This window comes from Conexibacter sp. DBS9H8, assembly GCF_023330685.1.
Taxonomy (GTDB): domain Bacteria; phylum Actinomycetota; class Thermoleophilia; order Solirubrobacterales; family Solirubrobacteraceae; genus Palsa-465.
In genome coordinates this window covers 1,527,271-1,546,704 of sequence record NZ_CP097128.1, presented here as the reverse complement: position 1 = coordinate 1,546,704, position 19,434 = coordinate 1,527,271, and the positions used below count along the sequence as shown (strand labels likewise).

The window sequence follows — 19,434 nt, the reverse complement described above, 5'->3', positions numbered from 1 at the left end:
GCCGCGGAGGCCGACGGTGGCAGCCAGACCCGGGCGGGAGCCGGTCAGCTGGGGAGCCGGGACTCGAACCCAGACCTAACAGCTCCAAAGGCTGCCGTGCTGCCATTACACCACTCCCCACAGGAGTCGCCGCCGGACCCGGCGGCACCCGTCCACCGCGAGCCGAACGCGTCCGCCGGTGACCCAGGTCACGATATCTCAGGGTGGCGGCGGCGCGGGCCGTCCCCGCCCGAGCGCGCGGGCGAGCAGCGGGCTCAGCAGCGGATCCGCGAGGGCGGCGCGGACGTCAGCGGGCCGGTGGATCGCCCGTTCGACCCGCAGCACGCCGACATCGAGCGGGGGCCGTGATTCGCGCAGCGCGGAGGCGAGCACGAGCCCGACGGCGCTCGTGGACCGCCACGCCTGCTCGGCGAGGCTGAACAGCTGAGGCAGGGGGCGGGCGAGACCGAGCAGGTAGAAGCCCCCGTCAAAGACGGGTCCGAGCACGACGTCGGCACCCTTGGCGAGATCGGCGAGCGCCATCTCCCCGTGCGCAGGGCCGAGGGTGGCGAGGTCCGGCCAGGCGATCAGCACGGGGCCGGCGTGATCCTCGAACACGCGTCCGACGGCGTGCCGGAAGCGCCCGGCGATCCCCTCCCCGACCTGGGGGAAGCTGATCAGGCCCTCCCCGAGCAGGGCGGTCATCTCCGGACCGGCGTCGGCGGGCTCATAGGCGATGTAGAGCCCATCCGGGCCAAGCGCGCGAGCCCAGTTGACCGCGTGCACGAGCAGGGCGGCATGGGCCCGCACGGCGCCGTCGACGCCAAGCAGCGGCTCGAGCGCGAGCCGGACGGTCCCGCGCCGCGGCGCGCGGGCGAAGATGAGGATGTTCACGGCTCGAACCGGTAGAGGGTGCCGGCCGCCGACGGCGGCTCGACGGCGATCCGGGGCAGAGCGCGGGTGAGCACCTCAGCGACCACCCCCGAGCTCGCGCCGAGCAGCCCGACCAGCACCTCGACGGGGGTCGTCGCTCCCGGGTGGACCTCGTTGGCGTGATCGGTGACATAGCCGAGCAGCGCGTAGGGCAGCTCGAGCTCTCCGCAGAGGACCGTCTCAGGACCGCCGGTCTGGCTGACGGCGACGACCCCGGCGGCGGCGAGCTGGGCGATCTCCGCCGGCGTGTTGAACCGGGGCCCGTCGACGTGGCCGTAGCAGCCACCGACCCGGACGGCGAGCCCGGCGTCGGTGGCGGCGTCGGCGAGAGCACGGCCCATGGTGGCCGCGTAGGGGCCGCCATGGAGGATCCAGTGGCCGCGGGCGCGGTCGCCGGGCGTGTCGAAGAACGTGCACAGCGACCCGTCGGGCAGCCGGTTGGCGAGGAACAGGAGGTCGTCGAAGACGATCAGCTGCCCGAGCTCGAGCGCCGGGTCGACCGCGCCGCAGGCGGTCACGCCGATCACCGCACTCGCCCCGCACCGCTTGAGCGCGTAGGTGTTGGCCCGGTGGTTGACGAGGTTGGACAGGCGCGCGTGGCCCGGGCCGTGGCGGGAGACCTGGAGGGCGTCAACCCCGCCGAGGCGGCCTCGCTGCACCGACACATGGCCGTAGGGCGTCTCGACGCCGACGCTCTCTGCAGTGTCAAAGCCGGGGAGGGCGTGGCTGCCCGAGCCGGTGATCAGGCCGATGCTCATGACAGCCGCGATGCTAGTGGGCCTGCCCCGGCCTCCCGTCGGACCGGGTGCCTCAGCGCGCGACACGCCCGCCCGCCCCGGTCGCCCGGCGAACCCCGGCTCCTCAGCGCGGCACCCGCCCGCCTTCGGCCCCCGGCTCAGTCGCCGGGCCACGGGGTGCGGCGATTCCGAGCACGCGCATCGCCTTGAGGCCGAGGGACAGCTTCTCGCGCCCGTCGGTGGACTGGACGTCGAGGCCGGTCAGCTCGCGGACCCGCTCGAAGCGGTACCGGACCGTGTGGCGGTGGGTGATCAGCCGGGCGGCGGTTGCGTTGACGTTCGCGTCACAGTCGAGGAAGGTGGCGAGAGTGCCGAGCAGATCGGTCTCGTACTGCTCGTCGTAGGCGACAAGCGGGTGGACCGTCTCGGCGTAGAAGCGCTGAAGTTCGGCCGGGTCGCTCATGTACGGGAGCAGCAGCTGGTAGGTGCCGGTCGCCTCGAAGGCGAGGTCGGTCGCGCCCGCCTCCCCCTCGACGACGTTGAGGGCGAGCATCGCCTCATTCGCCGCCCGCGGCAGGTCGAGGGGATCCTCGGCCCGGCGGGAGCGGCCGAGAGCGAACCCGAACCCGTCCAGACCGGCCTCGAGTTCGCGCAGGATCGCCGCCGAGACGCGCCGCGCGATCTCCCCGTCGGCGTCGGGGATGAGGACGATCACCGTCGCCGCCCCCGTCTCAGCCGGGGCCGCGATCGCGCCGGGGGCGATCGAGCGGGCCCCACGGGCGGTCACCGCGAGCAGGCGCCGGCGCCAGTCATCCTCGGTCGGCCGCTGCGGGCGGGCGCGGACGATGACGACGCTCGAGCCCGCCGACAGATCGGTCCCGAGCTCACGGCCGCGGGCGAGCAGGTCCTCGACGTCCGGGATCTGGCGGACGATGACGGCGCGCAGGAACGCGGTCGCCGCCTCCTCAGAGGCCCGCTCGGGCGCGCGCACCCGCTCGACCTCGGAGGCGATCAGGGTGCTGACGAGGGCGAGCACCGAGGCGTCCGGCGCTCCCTCGCGGGTCCGCATCCGGAGGTGACCGACCGCGGAGTCCGCGACCGTCAGGGTGACCGTCTGGACCCCGTCACTGTCGCGCATCAGCGAGCGCTCGTCCGCGGGGGAACGGGCGGCGACGGCAAGGACGGAGGCGGTCCGGTCGATCAGCACAAGTGAGGCGTCGAGGGCGCGCGCGGCCGCGCGCAGGATCTCGGGCAGACCCGCTCCCGCCTGGACGGCATGGGTGATCTCCGCGAGCGCGGCGAGGTTGGGCATGCCGGCGGGCGCGCCGGGCGGGGTCCCGTCGGGGAGCGAACTCATCTCCGCGGTCGCCTCAGAACAGCCGCGGCCACTCGGCAACCGCGACCGCGCCGATCAGCAGGCCGATGCCGACGAGCATCGCGAGCACATACAGCGACAGCGCGAAGGCGGCCCCCCGCTCCCACACGGTCCGGTAGGAACGCAGGGCCGGGACGGCGATCAGGCCGAAGAAGGCGACCACGGCGATCAGCAGACAGCCGCCGCAGATGAGATAGGTGACGTCCGAGTTGGTCATCGACTCAGACGAGATTGTGACGAACCGGAGAGCGGAAGGGCAATCCGGGCGGCCGGAAACCGCCGCTGCAGGCGCTCCAGTGCGGCGTCAGCGGCCTCACCGGCCCGCTCCCCCCACCACAGGCCGACCGCGGTCGGCCCCGATCCGGAGACGATCGCCTGCTCGGCCCCGGCGTCGGTGAGCGCACTGAGCCGCTCGGCGAGCTCCGGACACAGCGACAGCGCCGCGGGCGCAAGGTCGTTGACGACCGCCTCGGGTCCGAAGGATCCGCGCCGAAGGCCGTCGGCGAGGCCGGCCGCGAGCATCGCGAGCTCCTGGGTGGTCCGGCCGAGGCCGAGCCGGTCGGCCTCGGCAAACACGGCGGCGGTCGACAGGCCCGTTGCCGCGGGCAGGACGACGGAGGCGTGCGGGGCGATCCCGGCGCCGCGGACCAAGCCGCGGTCCCCCGCCCCGGTGGCGAGGCACAGTCCGGGGTCGATCAGCGCCGGCACGTCGGCCCCGAGCTCCCGCCCGATCGCGTACACGTCGATCCCGGCGCCGTCGTGGGCGGCCCGCGCGAGCAGCGCGGCCGCGTCCGAGGATCCGCCGCCCATCCCGGCGGCGACCGGGATCTGCTTGTCGATGCGGACCCGGACCGGCGGCGCGGCCCAGCCGGCCCGGCGGAGCGCGGCGAGCGCGGCGGCGGCGAGGTTCGGTCCGCTCACGCCCGGGCAGACCACCTCGTCCCGGGCCACTCCGAACTCGAGGGTGAGGGTGTCGGCAAGGTCGAGCGCCTCGAACACGGTGACGAGCTCGTGGCGGCCGTCGGGACGAATCGGGCCGAGGTGAAGGCAGAGGTTGACTTTGGCGGGGGCGAGCAGGCGCAGACGGGACGGGCGCTCGGACGCGCCCGGCCGCGGCGGTTCGCCGCCGGTCACGTCAGCCTCCCGGCGAGGGCGAGGAACTGCTCGGGGGCGAGCGCCTCGGCTCGCACGTCCGCGGGCAGCCCGAGCGATCCGAGCGCCTCCACGACGGCGGCGCGCACCTCAGCCGATCCGCCGCGGGCGAGGGCGACCGACCGGGCAAGCGCCTTGCGCCGATGGCTGAAGGCGTCGTGGACGAGCGCCCGCACCGGACCCCAGTCCGCGAGCTGATCCCCGGGTCCGCCCGGCCCGAGCCCGTGTCCCGGGCTCCGCCCGTCGGTGATGGCGAGCCCACCGCCGCCATCACCGCCACCGCACCGGCGCCGGGTCAGCCCGAGCAGGACCGAGTCGACGTTCGGAACCGGCCGGAACACGCTGCGGGAGACGGGGCGCAGCACGCGCACCTCACAGGCGAGCTGGGCGAGTACGGAGGGGATCCCGTAGGCGGGGCTGCCGGGCCGGGCGGCGAAGCGCTCCCCGACCTCACGCTGAACCATCACGACCCAGTCGTCGATCGCGGTCTCAAACACGCTCTTGAGGATGACGGTCGCCGCGACGCTGTAAGGGAGGTTGGCGACGAGCTTGCTCGGCGCCGGTTCGAGCGCGCCGAGGTCAGCGCCGACGGCGTCCTCCAGCCACAGGCGCCCGTGGCCGGCGAGGATCGCCGCGAGACCGTCGGCGAGGCGCCGGTCGATCTCGATCACGTGCACGAACCGGGTGTCGGCGACGAGCCGGCGGGTGAGGATCCCCTCCCCGCCGCCGATCTCGAGGATGACGTCGGCGGCGTCGAGAGCGGCGAGCCGGGCGATCACCGCGACGATGTTCGGATCGATCAGGAAGTTCTGGCCCAGCGACCCCGGCCCGGTCCGGCGCGGGCTCACCAGCCGAGCACCGCCGCGGCGGCCGCCTCCACCCCGGCGGTGAGGGCCGTGATCGGTACCCGCCGGTGCTCGGCGATCGCGGCGGCGGTGTCGAGAACCCGGGCGGGCGTGTTCGGCGTGCCGCGGTGGGGAACCGGGCTGAGGTAGGGCGCGTCGGTCTCCACCAGCAGCCGTTCGGCGGGGACGGCGAGCGCGGCGTCGCGAAGAGCTGCGTTGGCCGGGTAGGTGACGTTGCCGGCGAAGGAGATCCACCAGTCCGGGTGGGCGAGGCACTCCCCGACCCGGTCGGGCATCGAGAAGCAATGGAGAATCACCTTCAGCCCGGCCGCGTGCGTGTCGAGGATCGCGAGAGTCTCCGCCTCGGCCGCCCGCGTGTGGATGACGAGCGGCTTGGCGACCGCACGGGCGATCGCGATGTGAGCGAGGAACACGCGCTCCTGATCGGCGGCGGGGGCACCCTGACGGTAGTGGTCAAGCCCGGTCTCCCCGACGGCGGCACAGCGCGGGTCGGCGGCGAGCTCGGCGAGCTCGGCGAGGGCGCCGTCGTCGACGCCACCGGCCTCATTCGGGTGGATCCCGACGGCGGCGTGAACAACGCCGGGGAACCGGTCGACGGCGCCGAGCGCGTCCCGCGAGCTCTCCAGGTTCGTCCCGACCGTCAGCAGCTTGCCGACCCCGGCGGCGGTCGCCTCGGCCACCGTGGCGGCCTGGTCGGGCCCGCAGAGGTGGAGGTGGGTGTGGCTGTCGATCACGCCGCCGGCGCCTTGGGGAACAGCGGCGCGATCGTCGCCACGCGCACCGGCGGACCGTCGGTCCCGGCCCCGAACGCCGCGGCGCCATACCCCGACTCGGGCCGGCCGAGCGCGTTCAGCAGCGTGTGCGCCGAGGTCGGGATGTAGGGCGCGAGGAGAACGGCGAGGGCCCGCACCCCCTCATGCAGGGAGGCGAGGACGCTGTCGAGCTGGCCCGTGGCTGTGGGCTCACGGGCCAGCTCCCACGGTCGCCGCTCCTCGACGTAACGGTTGAGGCGCCGCACGCGCTGCCAGATCGCCTCGAGCCCGCCGCTGAGGTCGATCGCGTCGATCGCGGCGGCGACCGTGTCGGGGAGGCCGGTGAAGGCGTCGACGAGCTCGGGGTCGAGCGGGGCCGGAGGCACCTGCCCGTCGCGGTAGCGGACGATCATCGCGAGGGTGCGGGAGGCGAGGTTGCCGAGGTCGTTGGCGAGCTCGGACTCATAACGGGCGGTGAGCGCGTCGAGGCTGACGGGGCCGTCGGTCCCGTAGCGGACGTCGCGCATCAGGTAGAAGCGGAGCGGATCGGGGGAGCCGAAGCGGTCGACCGCCTCGGCCGGGTCGATCCCGTTGCCGAAGGACTTCGACATCCGGCGGCCGTCGGCGGCGGCGAGGTGCCCGTGGACGTAGACGCCGCGGGGCGGCTCCAGCCCGGCCGCCATCAGCAGCGCCGGCCAGAAGATCGTGTGGAACTTGAGGATGTCCTTGCCGATCATGTGGACGTCCGCCGGCCACAGCGCCGCGGTGAGGTCGACGCCCGGGCGGGCGAAGCCGGGAGCGGTGTAGTAGTTCAGCAGCGCGTCGAACCAGACGTAGAAGACGTGCCCGGGATCCCACGGGACGGTGATCCCCCAGTTGAGCTTGGCCCGGGAGAGGGAGACGTCCTGGAGGCCACCGGCGAGGAACGCCTCAGCCTCGTTGCGGGCCCGGGCGGGCGCGATGAAGCCGGGGTGCTCGCTAAAGAACGTCTCGAGCCGCTCCTGGAAGGCCGACAGGGCGAAGAAGTAGTTCTCCTCATGCTCGCGGGTGAGCGGAATCTCATGAATCGGGCAGCGGTTTCCCTCGAGGATCTCGTTCTCCACCTTGAAGTCGGCACAGCGCGGGCAGTACCACCCCGCGTAGGTGCCCTTGTAGACGTAGCCGTTGTCGTGGACGGTCTGCAGCACCGCCTGGACGCGGCGGGCGTGCTCGGGGTCGGTCGTGCGGATGAAGAAGTCAGGTTCGACGCTGAGGGTCGGCAGCATCGCCTGGAACTTCGCCGCGTTGAGGTCAGCCCACGCGCGCGGCTCCATCCCGTTGGCGCGGGCCGAATCGGCGACAGGCTCGCCATGCTCGTCGGTGCCGGTGAGGAAGAACACGTCCTCACCCCGCTGGCGGTGATGGCGGGCGACGATGTCGGAGGCGATCGCCTCATAGGCGTGGCCGAGGTGTGGCCGGCCGTTGACGTAGGAGATGGACGTGGTGATGTAGAAGGCCATGGTCAGTCGCTGACGTCGGGGTCGGTGGCAGTGGATGCGTCGACCGGGTCGGGGCGGACGCTGTGGCCGTCCGGCGGGGCGGGGTCGGGGTCGGCCGTGAGGGCGCGGTAGAGCGTGTTGGCGGCGGTGTGGGTGAGCTCGGCGACGACGCCGGCGGCGACCCGCGGCTTGGCTCCGGAGGCGATCAGGCGCCGCAGCGCGACCAGGGCCGGGGCGAGGTCGACGTCGGCGGGGGGCGGGGCGGCACCGATGACGAGGACGACCTCCCCGCGCGGCGGCTCCTCGCCGTAGCGGGCGGCGAGCTCGTCCGCCCGCCCGCGGACGACCTCTTCATGAACCTTGGTCAGCTCGCGGCAGACGGCGACCGGGCGGCCGGGGTCGAGCTCGGCGAGCACGGCGAGGGAGGCCCCCACTCGGCGCGGGGACTCGAAGGCGACGACCGTCTCGGTCGCGGTGAAAACGGCCTCCAGTTCGGCCCGCTTGCGCGGAAGGAACCCCTTGAAGCTCCAGCTGTCGGAGGGCAGCGCGGAGGCCACGAGGGCGGCGAGGGCGGCACTGGGGCCGGGAAGCACCTCGACGCCGACTCCGGCGGCGACGCAGGCACGGACGAGCACGTACCCGGGGTCCGAGACGAGCGGCATCCCGGCGTCCGCGACGAGGACGACGGTCTCACCGTGATGCATGCGTCGCACGAGGTCGGCCGCCCGGGCGGGCTCGTTGTGCTCGTGGTAGCTGACGAGCGTCGCGCCGACCCCATAGTGTTTGAGCAGCACACCGGTGCGACGGGTGTCCTCACAGGCGATCACGTCGGCGGCCCGGAGCACGGCGAGGGCGCGCAGGGTGATGTCCTCGAGGTTGCCGATCGGGGTCGGGCAGATGATCAGCTTGCCACTCATCGCCGTCATGCTGACAGGCTCACGCCGAGGTCGGAGCGCCGTCGAGCTCGCTGAGGGCGAGCACCGCGGCCCCGAGCATCCCGGCCTCGATCCCGAACCGTGCCGGCACCAACCGCACCCCGTCCGCGCACGGCGGAAGGGCACGGCGCGCGAACTCGGCCCGCGCCGGCGCGAGCAGCCGCTCGCCGGCGGCGATCACCCCGCCGCCGATCACGATCACCTCCGGGTTGAAGATGTTCGCGAGAGTCGCGCACGCCGTGCCGAGCCGGGTGCCGATCAGCTCGAGGACGACGAGCGCGGGGACGTCGCCGTCCCAGGCCAGTTCACTGACCACCGGCCCGAGCGGGTCGGTGCCGGCGGCGACCGCACGGCCGAGCCCGCTGTCAGGATGCTCGGCCCCGATTCGGACCGCCTCCCGCTCGAGGGCGGTGCCGGAGGCGAGCGCCTCCAGGCAGCCCCGACCGGGACAGTGGCCCTGACAGGGCGGCCCGTCCGCGTCGATGACGATGTGCCCGAGCTCGGCGGCGGTGCCGATGCTGCCGCGGTAGAGGCGCCCGTTGAGGATCAACCCGCCGCCGATCCCGGTCCCGATCGTCAGCGCGATCGCGTTGTCGGTGCCGACCGCGGCCCCGGCCCGATGTTCGGCGAGCGCGGCGAGGTTGCCGTCGTTGTCGACGACGCAGGGCAACCCGAGGCGCTCGGACATCAGCGCCGCGAACGGGACGTCCCCGAGTTCGAGGTTGATCGCGAGCCGGCTCACGCCGGTGCGGCGATCGATCATCGACGGGATCCCGAACCCGACCCCGATCACCTCACCGCCGGCGTGCTCGATCGCCTCCTCAACCGCCTGTTGTACCGTTTGCAGGAGGAGTTGCGGGTCGAGACCGCGAACTGGTAAGCGGGTGCGATGGTGCACCGCCAGCCCGGCGTCGACCGCCCCGGCCAACACCTTGGAACCGCCGACGTCAACGCCGATGACGCGGCGGCCAGGCATGCGCCCACTATATGGAATGCCCGGATGAGCCGTCAGCCCCCTGAAGACCCCGAATATCGTGCCTACCGCGCGAGTGGCGAGCGCCCGGGCCGGCGCGGGGGGGCGACGCACGCCGCCCGCCGGGGTCGGGCGAGCCGTCCGCAGGTCGACGCGTTCCTCGACGACCCGGACGATCGGCCCTCACCGGGCCGCGAGCCGGAGCCCAGCTACCGCGTCTACCGGTCCGCTCCGCGGGGCGTCGGGGCCCGCCTGCGCGGAGAGAGCGAGTCCGAGCTCGGACGCCGGATCGAGGCGGCCGAGCGCGCCGGCGGGGCAGGCAGGGCCAGGAGCGCGAGCGGACGGGGACGTGACCGGGTCCGCCGCCGGGGTGCGGCGACCGTCCTGGGCAGCCCGCGCGGACTCGCGCGCTGGGGCCTACGGACCTGGACGGTGTGGCGGGCGCTGAAGTATCTCGCCGTCCTCGCCGTCGCCTGGGTGGCGCTGTCGGCGGTGCTGTTCGTCATCTCCGCTCAGAACAAGGCGGGCAACATCCCGCCGGCGCTCGCCAAGGCGCTCACGCCGGTGTCCGCGCCGATGCTCGTCTCCGCCCAGAACGTGCTCGTGCTCGGACTCGACAACCGGCCGACGACGGGCTACAGCTCCCACGAGCCGGGCTCCAACTACAACGAGGCGGTCGCCAACACGGACACGATCATGCTCTGGCACGTCGGGGGCGGCGTGTCGCGCCGCCTGTCGATCCCCCGCGACACGCTCGTCGCCATCCCCGGGCTCGGGGAGGCGAAGATCAACGCCGCCTGGTCCCAGAGCCCGGCGCTGACGGTGAAGATCGTCGAGGGCCTCACCGGGGTGAAGATCAATCACGTGATCATCGTCGACCTCGGCAACTTCCCCCAGTTCATCAACGACATCGGCGGGGTGACGGTGACGACGCCGCGGATCTGCTCGACGATCTCCGGCGGGGTCAAGAACGGCGGCTACAGCCTGTTTCTCAAGCCGGGCTCCCACCACCTCACCGGGACCGAGGCGCTCACCCTCGCCCGCACCCGCGACAACTCCTGCAACCTCGCCTACAACGACATCAACCGCGAGAAGATGCAGCAGGTGATCCTCAACGGGATCAAATCCCAGCTGTTCAGCGCCCCCGCGTTCTTCCACCTTCCGTGGGCGGCCTGGGACGCCCCCGGCGTCGTGCAAACCGACATGGGCGCCTCAACGCTGCTGCAGCTGTTCGTCTCCTCCGAGCTCGGCGGCGCCTACACGCCCCAGACGCTCAACGAGACCAACGGGGTCTACAACGGTCAGGACGTGCTGATCCCGAGCGCCGCCGACATCCGGGCCAAGGTCCACCAACTCCTCGACGGCTGAGAACTCCTCGACGGTGCAGGAGCCGCCCCCCGGGGCTCCGCGACGACCGAGGCTCCGTGACGGCGGAGCCGCCCGAAGCGGGTCAGTCGGACTTGGCGGCGGCAGCCGGCGCCGACGACGTCGAGTCCGAGGAGCCGGAGGAACCGGAGTCTGAACTCGAGGAATCCGAGCTCGAGCTCGATCCCCCGCCGTCACCGCCGGCGGCGTCCTTCTCCTTGGCGCGGCGCTTGGTCCCGTAGTCGGTGTTGTAGAAGCCCGAGCCCTTGAAGTGGATCGCCGGGGCGCTGAGCACGCGCTCGGCCTTGGCCCCGCAGATCTCGCACGTGGTGAGCGGATCCTCAGAGAAACTCTGGATCGCGTCAAAGACGTGCCCCTTCTTGCACTTGTACTCGTACAACGGCATGGGGGTGAGGATAGTGGGCCCGCCCCGGAAGGCTCGACTGACCTACCCTCAGCGCTGATGAGCGACGCGACCAGCCCCACTCCTGATGCCGTCACGATGGAGAAGATCGTCTCCCTGTGCAAGCGGCGCGGCTTCGTCTTCCCCGCCTCGGAGATCTACGGCGGGATCGGCAACACCTACGACTACGGCCACTACGGGGTGCTGCTCAAGAACAACGTCAAGGCGCAGTGGTGGCGGGCGATGCTCCAGGAACGCGATGACGTCGTCGCGCTTGACTCGGCGATCATCCAGCACCCGCGGACCTGGGAGGCCTCCGGTCACCTCGCCGGCTTCACCGACCCGTTGATCGACTGTCGCACCTGCAAGAAACGGTTCCGCGCCGACAAACTCGAGGACGGCCAGTGCGGACAGAAACCGTCCAAGCGCCCCGGTGAGGCGGAGTCCTGCGATCTCACCGAGGCGCGTGAGTTCAACCTGATGTTCAAGACCCAGGTCGGCCCGGTCGCCGATGAGGGGTCCGTCGTCTACCTGCGGCCCGAGACCGCCCAGGGGATCTTCCTCAACTTCAAGCAGTACCTGCAGTTCAGCCGCAAGAAGCCGCCGTTCGGCATCGCCCAGGTCGGCAAGTCGTTCCGCAACGAGATCACGCCGGCGAACTTCATCTTCCGCACACGCGAGTTCGAGCAGATGGAGATGGAGTTCTTCGTCCCCCCGACGGAGGCCGGGACGTGGTACGAGTACTGGAAGCGCGAGCGCTTCGACTGGTACCTGCGCCTCGGGGTGCGGCCCGACCGGCTCCGTCTGCGCGAGCACGACCCGGACGAGCTGAGCCACTACTCGAGCGGGACGGCCGACGTCGAGTACCGGTTCCCGATGGGTTGGGGCGAACTCGAGGGGATCGCCAACCGCGGCAACTTCGACCTCACCCAGCATGCGGCCGCCTCCCGCCAGAACCTCGAGTACGTCGACACCGCGACCGGCGAGCGCTACCTCCCGCACGTGATCGAGCCGGCCGCCGGAGCGGACCGGGCCGCGCTCACCTTCCTCATCGACGCCTACGACGAGGATGAGATCGACGGAGAGACCCGGACCGTGTTGCGCCTGCACCCGGCGATCGCGCCCGTCAAGGTGGCGGTGCTGCCGCTCGTCAAGAAGGACGGCCAGCCCGAGCTCGCCCGCCAGATCGTCGCCGCCCTGCGTGAGCTGATGCAGGTCGAATACGACGAAGGCGGCGCGATCGGACGGCGCTACCGCCGCCAGGATGAGATCGGCACCCCGTGGGCGGTCACCGTCGACCACCAGTCCCTCGAGGACGCGACGGTCACCGTCAGAGACCGCGACAGCCTCACCCAGGAGCGGCTCCCGATCTCCGGGCTGCCCGCCCACTTCCAGGCGCGGCTGCGCGCCCCGTGGCGTTCCCCCAAAGCCGGCTGAGCCGGCTGCGGTCCCGTACGCCCGGGCCGGTGTCGACCCCGGCCCAACGCGAGCGGGGTGGGGTCCCGGCGTGCACGCCGGGACCCCACCGGATCAGTACCCGGACGATGAGCTGCTGGAGCTGCTCTTGGTCGTCTTGGTGAGCGGCTGACCGCTTGGGCTCAGCACGTACCAGACCCCACCGAAGCTGTGGATTCCCTGCCCGGTGGCGCGCCCCGGACCGGAGTCGCCGATGAACTCATAGAGCGGGTGGCCGTCGAGGGTGAGCTGGCTCATCCCTGCGTGATGCCAGACCCCGACCTTGCCGTGCAGGCCACGGGCGGTCGGGTGCGCGGCGGTCACCGCCGGCCAGACGTGCAGGCAGGCCTTGGTCGCGCACTTGGGGTGGGCGATGGTGTTACCGGTCAGCTGGTAGACGGGACGGCCTGCGCCGGTGACGACGATCTGCTCCTTGACGCCGTTGACGGTCACCTTGGCGGTCATCAGGGCGGCCTTGCTCATCTTCGCCGCACTGTTCGTCGTCGCACTCGACGTCGCCTTCGCCTTGGTCTTGGCGGTCGCGGAATGGGCGGAGGCGGCGTTGGCCGCCGAGCCGCAGCCGCTGATCGCAACGGCACTGGCGGCGATCGCGACGAGAGGGCCGACGGGAAGGATCTTGGGCATATGCATCTCCTGGTTGGTGTGCTGTCTCCTGTCAGACGCCAACGTCGTCACAACCTTCCCGACCATAAGCTCCCGGTGGCGCGATGGCAGGCCACCGTCTTGACCCCGACTCCCTCGGCGACCACATCGATCGTCTCTATCGGGCCGCCTGGAGCCTCACCGGCTCACGTGAGGAGGCCGAGGACCTGGTCCAGGAGACCTTTGCACGGGTTCTCGCCCGGCCCCGGTGGGTGACGCGAGCCAACGACGTCGGCTACCTGCTGAGCGCGCTCACCAACACGCACCGATCACGCCGGCGCTCTCGTCAGCGCCGCCCGGTGCTCGTCCCCGCGCTCGAGGACGATCAGCTCGCCGACGTCCGCGCGGGCGCGACCCCCGAGCGTCACCTCGAGACCAGTGAGCTGTACGCCGCGATCGCCGAACTGCCGGGGGAGTTCCGGGAGGCGGTCGTCGCCGTTGACGTCGTCGGCCTGTCCTACCGGGAGGCGGCCGAGCACCTCCGGGTGCCGGAGGCGACGATCGCCACCCGCGTGCACCGTGGGCGCAAGCGGCTGGCGGCGCGGCTCGGGTAGCGGAGGGGAGGCCGCGGCTCCGGCAGCGCAGGTCGGGACCGAGCGGCGGCCGGGTGTTCAGCTGCTCGCGATGGCGAGGAGACGGGCGGCAGAGAGGTTGGCGCTCAGCAGCAGGCAGCTATGCCCGGCCTCCTGCCAGCTCACGACGGTGCGGGGCCCGAGGCGGAACGTCGAGTAGCCGCGTGACTGGCCTCTGAGCACGGGACGGGCCGCGACCGCATAGGTGACCGCCACCTGACCGGCGCGCGTGAGGTAACCGGAGACCTCAAGCGCACGGCCCCCGACGAACACCGTGCGCGTCCCGGTCGTCCTCCATCCCGGGCGACTGAGGACGGCGGGGAGGTGGATCCCGGCGAAGCCGCGGTAGGCCCGCCGCCCTGTCCCGCCCGACGCGGAAGCCGGCCCGGACCAGCCGCCGGCCCGGGGCAGTGACGCGGCCGCCGCGAGGACCGTCGGTCCGGAGTGCCCGCCCGTACCGAGGCTCAGGATGAGGGCGATCGCGAGCGCGGCGATCAGCGCGACGGCACCGGCCAGCGGGCGCGGTCCCCGCGGGCCGAGACCGATCCCCCGGTGCGGTGGGGTCCCCCCGGCGGATCTGGACACGCGCCGCAGCCCGGTCCGCCGGGCAGGACCGGCGTCGGCGCGCTCGAGGATCCGCCGGTGCAGATCCTCGGGCGCGTGCTCGCTGACGCGAGCACGCGCCAGTTCGGCGGCGATCCAATCGACCTCAGGCTCGCGCTCGCGTTCCACTCACTCCACCTTAACGGCATGGCAATGGCATTCCTGTCGATCGCCAGGACGCACGATCGGGCACAAACCTTCCCGCCCCCGGTCATCGCGGTGCCCTGCGCCGGACCCGCTCAGCGGTAGCGTGCGCGGACGCTGATGCTGAGTCCGCCGGGGCGGCGCGCCCCGGCGACCGACAGCACCTCAAGGTGCGGGTCGGAGAAAACGGTGAGGTGGAAAATCGAGAAGAGGCCGGCCCCGGCGACGACGACGCTGCCGTTCACGGCGGATACGGTCGCCTCCGCGCTGACGGGGCCGAGGAAGGGCACGTTGGCGGTGCCCAGGAGCGTGAGCTGACCGCCGGCGGAGGCGACGGGCGTGACCGAGCTGAGAAACGGCACGGCACCGCGCAGCGTCGCCTCGGAGATGTCGCCGCTCCCGGTGACCAGGGTGCCGCGCTTGGTCACCGTCACCCCGGTGAGGGTGAGCAGCCCGGCGGTGACCGAGTGGACACGCACCTGGAGAACATTGACCCCGGCCGCCTGCTCGAGGTCGCTGGCCACCTGGGCGGCATCGGCCCGGTAGTGCCCCATCACGACGCTGACGCGGTCGGCCGCCCCGAAGAGCAGTTCGATCGCCGGGAACACGGAGACCCGGGCGCTGAGGACGTTCCCGTGGGGCGCGAGCCGGGAGCGGATCGTCTGGGCGGCGATCCCGGGCAGGACGAGCTGGCCGACCCCGAAGGCGAGGATCGCCACGGCGGCGGCCGTGGCGATCCCCAGACGGGCGCGAAGGCTCAGAGCCGATCAGGCCGCGGGCGGCGGCGTTCCCGCGCCCGCTGCGGCGGGCGGCTCAGGCGGGGTGTACTGAAACTCCTCCTCGGCCCCGAACAGGGCATCGAGCAGCTTGGAGCGCAGCGACTCGGAGACGACCAGGGCGGCGACAGCGGCGCCGCCACCCAGCGTGAGGATCCGCTTGACCGAACCCTTCTTCTGCTTGGCGAGCACCTTGCCCTCAGCGGCGACCGCCGCACCCTTGCGGGCGAGCTTGCGCTGCTGCTTGGCGGCCTTGCGGCTCGCCTTCCTGCCCATCCGCTTGAGCTCCCGCTTGGCCTGCTTGCGCGCCTTCCGGCCCGTGGCGGGAAGGCGGTCAGCGGCAGCCTGTCCTTCGTCGATCAGCTTCTCGACCGCCTCACGGAGCTGAGACTCGTCGATGAGACGCTTCAGCAGGGAGCTGGCTTCCTCCGCCAGATCGCCCCCCACCGAACTCGCGTTGCCGAGCTTGGTGCGCTTGGCCATATATCTCTCCTTTGGGCAGCTTGAGGATGGCCCGAGCATACCCGCGAACCTCACCGGACATGCACGGCGATCAGGCGTGCAGGGCGCCCTGTTCGGCCGGCGAGGGAAACGCCCAGGCGACCTGCAGGCGTCGCTCGTGGCGGAAGTTGAGCCGCAGCTGCTGGGGTGGGCGCAGCCCACCGGGATGGTTGGGCCGGTAGGTCGGACACGGCGCCGCCTCACTCACCGCGCAGAGCATGTTCTCACCGAAGAAGCAGCTGTCACAACTCGGCTTCGCGGCGACTCCGGGGTTCGGCATGCCCGTCACTAAAGCGGCTCCCCGAGCGGGTCGCAACGCCGAAACCCGGAAATCGCATGACTTTCTCCGTCGAGGCGTTTTCCCTGGATCCTGCAGGGTTTTTCCGATCCCAGCGCGGTTCTCCCCGCATTTTCCGTAGCTTTGAGGGGAATGGAGATCCTCATCCTCGGCATCACCGGCGCGGTCGGGTCCGCTCTCGCGCCCGGTCTGCTCGCCGACGGGCACCGTGTCCGCGGGCTCAGTCGGCGTGCGCCGGACCTGCGCCAGCACCCCCACCTCGCCGAGGTCGAGTTCTTCGCCGGCGACGCGGTGAGCGGAGCCGGGTTGGATCGCGCCCTCCGCGGCGTCGACGTCGGCTACTACCTGATCCACTCGATGGAGGGGCCGAGCGGCGCCGCCTTCCCCTCATTCGAGCGCCGCGCCGCCGAGCATTACGCCTTCGCCGCCCGCCTCGCCGGCGTTCGCCGCACCCTCTACCTCGGCGGGCCGGTTCCACCCGGGGTCCGCCCCTCCCCCCACCTCGCCAGCCGCCTCGCCGTCGAGTCGCTGCTGCTCGGGGCGACCCCGGAGGCGCTCGCCTTCCGCGCCTCGATCGTGATCGGCGCCCAGTCGCGCTCCTTCCGCTTCCTCGTCCGCCTCGTCGAGCGGCTGCCGGTGCTCGCGCTGCCCGCCTGGCGCGAACACCGCACCGCGCCCGTCGACGACCGCGACGTCAGCGCGTTCCTGCGGGCGGGGGCGACCGTCGCCGACCCCGGCGCACGCGCCCTTGACATTTCGGGGCCCGACGTGCTCAGCTACCGCGCCCTGATCGAACGGATCCGTGATCTGATGATGCTCGAACGACCGACCCTCCCCCTCCCCGGAATCACCCTCACCCCGATCGCCGCCCGCGTCGCCGCCCTGATCGCCGGAGAGGACCCCGACTTCATCCGCCCGTTGATGGAGAGCCTCGACAGCGACCTGCTTCCCGACGGCGCCGCGGCCGCCGCACTGCTCGGGGTTCGCCGTCACCGGCTCGACGCCGCGATCGAGCACGCCCTCGCACAGTGGGAGACCAGCGAACCGCTGGCGGCCCGATGAACCCGCACCGGCCATGACCGTCGTCAACGCGTCCATCGAGATCGCCGTCGCCCCTGACGTCGTCTTTGCGACCATCCTCGACCCGAACCGGCTCGCCGACTGGGTGACCATCCACCGGTCCGTGAAGGTCAAATCCGCCAACCCGACGGCGGAGGGGTCCGAGATGGATCAGGTCCTCTCCCTCCACGGTCTCTCGGTGACGATCCACTGGACACTCACCTCGGTGCAGGCACCGACGGAGGCGCAATGGCACGGGCGAGGCCCGGCCGGGTCTCGGGCCGCGATCCGCTACTGCCTCAGCGGGCCGGCCGAGGGACCGACCCGGTTTGACTATGCAAACGAGTTCACGGCACCGGGGGGCCCGATCGGCAAGGCCGCCTCACGGGTGGTCGTCGGTCCGGCGTCAGCGCGTGAGGCCAACCGCTCCCTCGCCAAGCTCAAGGCGCTACTGGAGCACTGAGGTCCGTCCGCCGCCCCGGACCGCGGGTCGGGGCGCCGACCGTCAGGGTGACGTGACCGTCAAGGCTGACGAGGGGGGAGAAATGCGTCCACAGAACACATTTCTCCCCCCTCGCGGTGTCTGCCTCCCCCTCGCGGTGTCCGTACCATCGGCCGGAGAATCGGCTGTCCCGGTCCGCCATTGCCGCCTTTGGCAGGTGACCCGCTAGGGTGATATGTCTTTCCCACCCTTTTGAGGAGCAACTGAATGGCAGATTTCGTTGATGCGACAGTTCGTGACATTGACACACGGATGGCCGAACTTCAGGAGGAACTGACCCGCCTTGAGGCGGCGCGCAGTGCTCTCACCGGCGGCCGTCGCAGCGCCGGACGGCCGCGGGGCGCGAGCACCGCCGGCGAGTCCAGCACCGAGGCGCCGCCAGCGCGTGCGGCGACGCCGCGGGGGAAGGCCGCCTCCGGGAGCCGCCGTCGCGGTCCGGGCCGTCCGCGGGGACGCCGCAACGGCAGCACGCGCGCCAACCAGGCCCTCACGCTCGTTCAGCAGCGGCCCGGGATCACCATTCCCCAGATCGCCGAGGAGCTGACGATCGAGCCGAACTACCTTTACCGCGTGATGCCCAAGCTCGTCTCCGACGGGCTCGTCAAGCGCGACGGTCAGGGCTGGCACCCGGTCGAGGGTGCGGCGACGACGACCGCCGAGTAAGGCCCCGAGGCACTCGGTGGGGGGTACCTCGACTCGGCCGAGGGACCGTCACCACGGTGCCGACGGCGCCGATCTCAGAACCGGTCGCTGACACGGAAAGCAACCCGACTCCGGGACCGGTCACACACTGTCAGTGTGTGACCGGTACCCCAGGCGAGTCACTTCGGTCCAGATTCAGATCAGGCCGAGCTCGGTGATCTGGGCGCGCTCGTCCGCGAGTTCCTGAGCGGTTGCGTCGATTCGCGCACGGGAGAACGTGTTGATCTCCAAGCCCTGCACGATCCTGTAGGTCCCACCGTGGGTGGTGACCGGGAAGGAGGAGATGAGCCCCGCGGGCACCCCGTAGGAACCGTCAGAGGTCACCGACATCGACACCCAGTCACCGGCAGGGGTGCCGGCGACCCAGTCATGGACGTGATCGATGGCGGCGTTCGCCGCCGAGGCGGCCGAGGACGCGCCGCGCGCGTCGATGATCGCCGCCCCGCGCTTCTGCACCGTCGGAATGAAATCGTGCTCGAGCCACTCCTGATCGTCGATCGCAGCGACGGCGTTCTCCCCGGCGAGCTTCGCGTGGAAGATGTCCGGATACTGCGTCGAGGAGTGGTTACCCCAGATCGTGACGTTGGTGATGTCGGCGATCGTCACACCGGCCTTCCTGGCCAGCTGCGCCTTGGCGCGGTTGTGATCGAGGCGCGTCATCGCGGTGAACCGCTCGGCCGGAATGTCGGGCGCGTGGGATCGGGCGATGAGAGCGTTGGTGTTCGCCGGGTTGCCGACGACGAGCACCTTGATGTCCGCGGCTGCGTGGGCGTTGAGCGCCGCACCCTGTGGCTTGAAGATCCCGCCGTTGGCTTCGAGCAGGTCGGCGCGTTCCATTCCCGGACCGCGGGGCCGCGAGCCGACGAGCAGGGCGACGTTGGCGCCGTCGAAGGCGACGTTGGGATCGTCGGAGATGTCGACGGAGGCGAGCAGCGGAAAGGCACAGTCGTCGAGTTCCATCGCGGTCCCCTCGGCCGCCTTGAGGGCGGGCGCGATCTCCAGCAGCGACAGCGCGACGGGCGTGTCGGGACCGAGCAGGTGGCCGCTGGCGATCCGGAACAAGAGGGCGTATCCGATCTGTCCGGCCGCGCCGGTGACCGCGACCTTCACGGGGGGGTGACTCACAGTTTCTTCTCCTGGTGGCTCAAAGCTGGCTCGATCCTACGAGGTCCGCCCCGGGGGAGGCTCGCCGCCAGACCGACGGCCTCTGA

The 19,434-nt window shown here is 71.8% G+C and carries 23 protein-coding genes and 1 tRNA gene; 6 read left to right on the top strand and 18 right to left on the bottom strand.

Annotation, left to right across the window (positions count from 1 at the left end):
- Window positions 1–48 precede the first annotated feature (48 nt).
- The 11 genes from M3M55_RS07315 to M3M55_RS07265 form a co-directional block, all read right to left on the bottom strand.
- Window positions 49–120, bottom strand: a tRNA-Gln gene (locus M3M55_RS07315).
- A 78-nt stretch (window positions 121–198) separates the two neighbouring features.
- On the bottom strand, window positions 199–873 hold the full coding sequence (locus M3M55_RS07310; protein ID WP_249012165.1) for a DUF2064 domain-containing protein: 675 nt from the start codon (window positions 871–873) through the stop codon (window positions 199–201).
- Entirely contained in the window at window positions 870–1,670 is an 801-nt protein-coding gene (locus tag M3M55_RS07305) for an MTAP family purine nucleoside phosphorylase (protein WP_249012164.1), read from the bottom strand. The genes M3M55_RS07310 and M3M55_RS07305 overlap by 4 nt, the downstream gene beginning before the upstream one ends.
- A 103-nt stretch (window positions 1,671–1,773) precedes the next feature.
- Window positions 1,774–3,006: a CdaR family transcriptional regulator gene (locus M3M55_RS07300; protein WP_249012163.1), complete on the bottom strand. Its 1,233-nt coding sequence runs from the start codon at window positions 3,004–3,006 to the stop codon at window positions 1,774–1,776.
- Window positions 3,007–3,019: 13 nt separating this feature from the next.
- Window positions 3,020–3,241 carry a hypothetical protein gene (locus M3M55_RS07295; RefSeq protein WP_249012162.1) on the bottom strand — a complete coding sequence of 74 codons (222 nt, stop codon included), beginning with the start codon at window positions 3,239–3,241 and terminating at the stop codon, window positions 3,020–3,022.
- A complete protein-coding gene (locus M3M55_RS07290; RefSeq protein ID WP_249012161.1) occupies window positions 3,238–4,158 on the bottom strand; it encodes a 4-(cytidine 5'-diphospho)-2-C-methyl-D-erythritol kinase in 921 nt (306 codons plus the stop codon). The genes M3M55_RS07295 and M3M55_RS07290 overlap by 4 nt, the downstream gene beginning before the upstream one ends.
- Complete coding sequence (gene rsmA, locus M3M55_RS07285; RefSeq protein ID WP_249012160.1) at window positions 4,155–5,024, bottom strand: 16S rRNA (adenine(1518)-N(6)/adenine(1519)-N(6))-dimethyltransferase RsmA; 870 nt, start codon at window positions 5,022–5,024, stop codon at window positions 4,155–4,157. The genes M3M55_RS07290 and rsmA overlap by 4 nt, the downstream gene beginning before the upstream one ends.
- Window positions 5,021–5,776, bottom strand: a complete 756-nt coding sequence (locus M3M55_RS07280; RefSeq protein ID WP_249012159.1) for a TatD family hydrolase — start codon at window positions 5,774–5,776, stop codon at window positions 5,021–5,023. The genes rsmA and M3M55_RS07280 overlap by 4 nt, the downstream gene beginning before the upstream one ends.
- Window positions 5,773–7,293 (bottom strand): class I tRNA ligase family protein, encoded by a 1,521-nt coding sequence (locus M3M55_RS07275; protein WP_249012158.1) that lies wholly within the window; start codon window positions 7,291–7,293, stop codon window positions 5,773–5,775. Before M3M55_RS07275 ends, M3M55_RS07280 begins: the two co-directional genes overlap by 4 nt.
- A gap of 2 nt (window positions 7,294–7,295) precedes the next feature.
- A complete protein-coding gene (gene rsmI, locus M3M55_RS07270) occupies window positions 7,296–8,198 on the bottom strand; it encodes a 16S rRNA (cytidine(1402)-2'-O)-methyltransferase (RefSeq protein ID WP_249012157.1) in 903 nt (300 codons plus the stop codon).
- A gap of 10 nt (window positions 8,199–8,208) precedes the next feature.
- Window positions 8,209–9,183, bottom strand: a complete 975-nt coding sequence (locus M3M55_RS07265; RefSeq protein WP_249012156.1) for an ROK family protein — start codon at window positions 9,181–9,183, stop codon at window positions 8,209–8,211.
- A 24-nt stretch (window positions 9,184–9,207) separates the two neighbouring features.
- On the opposite strand from M3M55_RS07265, the gene M3M55_RS07260 reads away from it, so the two are divergent.
- On the top strand, window positions 9,208–10,548 hold the full coding sequence (locus tag M3M55_RS07260) for an LCP family protein (protein ID WP_249012155.1): 1,341 nt from the start codon (window positions 9,208–9,210) through the stop codon (window positions 10,546–10,548).
- Between the two features lie 82 nt (window positions 10,549–10,630).
- Here M3M55_RS07260 and M3M55_RS07255 read toward each other — a convergent pair whose 3' ends face one another.
- Entirely contained in the window at window positions 10,631–10,951 is a 321-nt protein-coding gene (locus M3M55_RS07255; protein WP_249012154.1) for an FmdB family zinc ribbon protein, read from the bottom strand.
- A gap of 57 nt (window positions 10,952–11,008) precedes the next feature.
- Between M3M55_RS07255 and M3M55_RS07250 the strand changes: the two genes are divergently transcribed.
- Complete coding sequence (locus tag M3M55_RS07250) at window positions 11,009–12,385, top strand: glycine--tRNA ligase (RefSeq protein ID WP_249012153.1); 1,377 nt, start codon at window positions 11,009–11,011, stop codon at window positions 12,383–12,385.
- Window positions 12,386–12,478: 93 nt separating this feature from the next.
- Here M3M55_RS07250 and M3M55_RS07245 read toward each other — a convergent pair whose 3' ends face one another.
- Window positions 12,479–13,048 (bottom strand): hypothetical protein, encoded by a 570-nt coding sequence (locus tag M3M55_RS07245; protein ID WP_249012152.1) that lies wholly within the window; start codon window positions 13,046–13,048, stop codon window positions 12,479–12,481.
- Between the two features lie 83 nt (window positions 13,049–13,131).
- Here M3M55_RS07245 and M3M55_RS07240 point away from each other — a divergent pair, with 83 nt between their 5' ends.
- Complete coding sequence (locus M3M55_RS07240; protein ID WP_249012151.1) at window positions 13,132–13,620, top strand: RNA polymerase sigma factor; 489 nt, start codon at window positions 13,132–13,134, stop codon at window positions 13,618–13,620.
- Window positions 13,621–13,677: 57 nt separating this feature from the next.
- Here the strand turns inward: M3M55_RS07240 and M3M55_RS07235 are convergent, their stop codons facing one another.
- From M3M55_RS07235 to M3M55_RS07220, 4 genes are all read right to left on the bottom strand, one after another.
- Window positions 13,678–14,370 carry a hypothetical protein gene (locus tag M3M55_RS07235; RefSeq protein WP_249012150.1) on the bottom strand — a complete coding sequence of 231 codons (693 nt, stop codon included), beginning with the start codon at window positions 14,368–14,370 and terminating at the stop codon, window positions 13,678–13,680.
- Between the two features lie 110 nt (window positions 14,371–14,480).
- Entirely contained in the window at window positions 14,481–15,104 is a 624-nt protein-coding gene (locus M3M55_RS07230) for a hypothetical protein (RefSeq protein ID WP_249012149.1), read from the bottom strand.
- Between the two features lie 48 nt (window positions 15,105–15,152).
- The gene (locus tag M3M55_RS07225) at window positions 15,153–15,644 is read right to left on the bottom strand and encodes a hypothetical protein (RefSeq protein ID WP_249012148.1); all 492 of its coding nucleotides are present in this window, start codon (window positions 15,642–15,644) and stop codon (window positions 15,153–15,155) included.
- A 70-nt stretch (window positions 15,645–15,714) separates the two neighbouring features.
- Window positions 15,715–15,942, bottom strand: a complete 228-nt coding sequence (locus M3M55_RS07220; protein ID WP_249012147.1) for a hypothetical protein — start codon at window positions 15,940–15,942, stop codon at window positions 15,715–15,717.
- A 150-nt stretch (window positions 15,943–16,092) separates the two neighbouring features.
- On the opposite strand from M3M55_RS07220, the gene M3M55_RS07215 reads away from it, so the two are divergent.
- From M3M55_RS07215 to M3M55_RS07205, 3 genes are all read left to right on the top strand, one after another.
- Complete coding sequence (locus M3M55_RS07215) at window positions 16,093–17,022, top strand: NAD(P)H-binding protein (RefSeq protein ID WP_249012146.1); 930 nt, start codon at window positions 16,093–16,095, stop codon at window positions 17,020–17,022.
- 13 nt (window positions 17,023–17,035) lie between these two features.
- Window positions 17,036–17,482, top strand: a complete 447-nt coding sequence (locus M3M55_RS07210) for an SRPBCC family protein (RefSeq protein WP_249012145.1) — start codon at window positions 17,036–17,038, stop codon at window positions 17,480–17,482.
- A 246-nt stretch (window positions 17,483–17,728) separates the two neighbouring features.
- Window positions 17,729–18,184, top strand: a complete 456-nt coding sequence (locus M3M55_RS07205; protein ID WP_249012144.1) for an Rrf2 family transcriptional regulator — start codon at window positions 17,729–17,731, stop codon at window positions 18,182–18,184.
- A gap of 174 nt (window positions 18,185–18,358) precedes the next feature.
- On the opposite strand, the gene M3M55_RS07200 is transcribed toward M3M55_RS07205, so the two are convergent.
- Window positions 18,359–19,348, bottom strand: coding sequence for a malate dehydrogenase (locus tag M3M55_RS07200; protein ID WP_249012143.1), 990 nt, complete (start codon window positions 19,346–19,348; stop codon window positions 18,359–18,361).
- Between the last annotated feature and the right edge of the window lie 86 nt (window positions 19,349–19,434).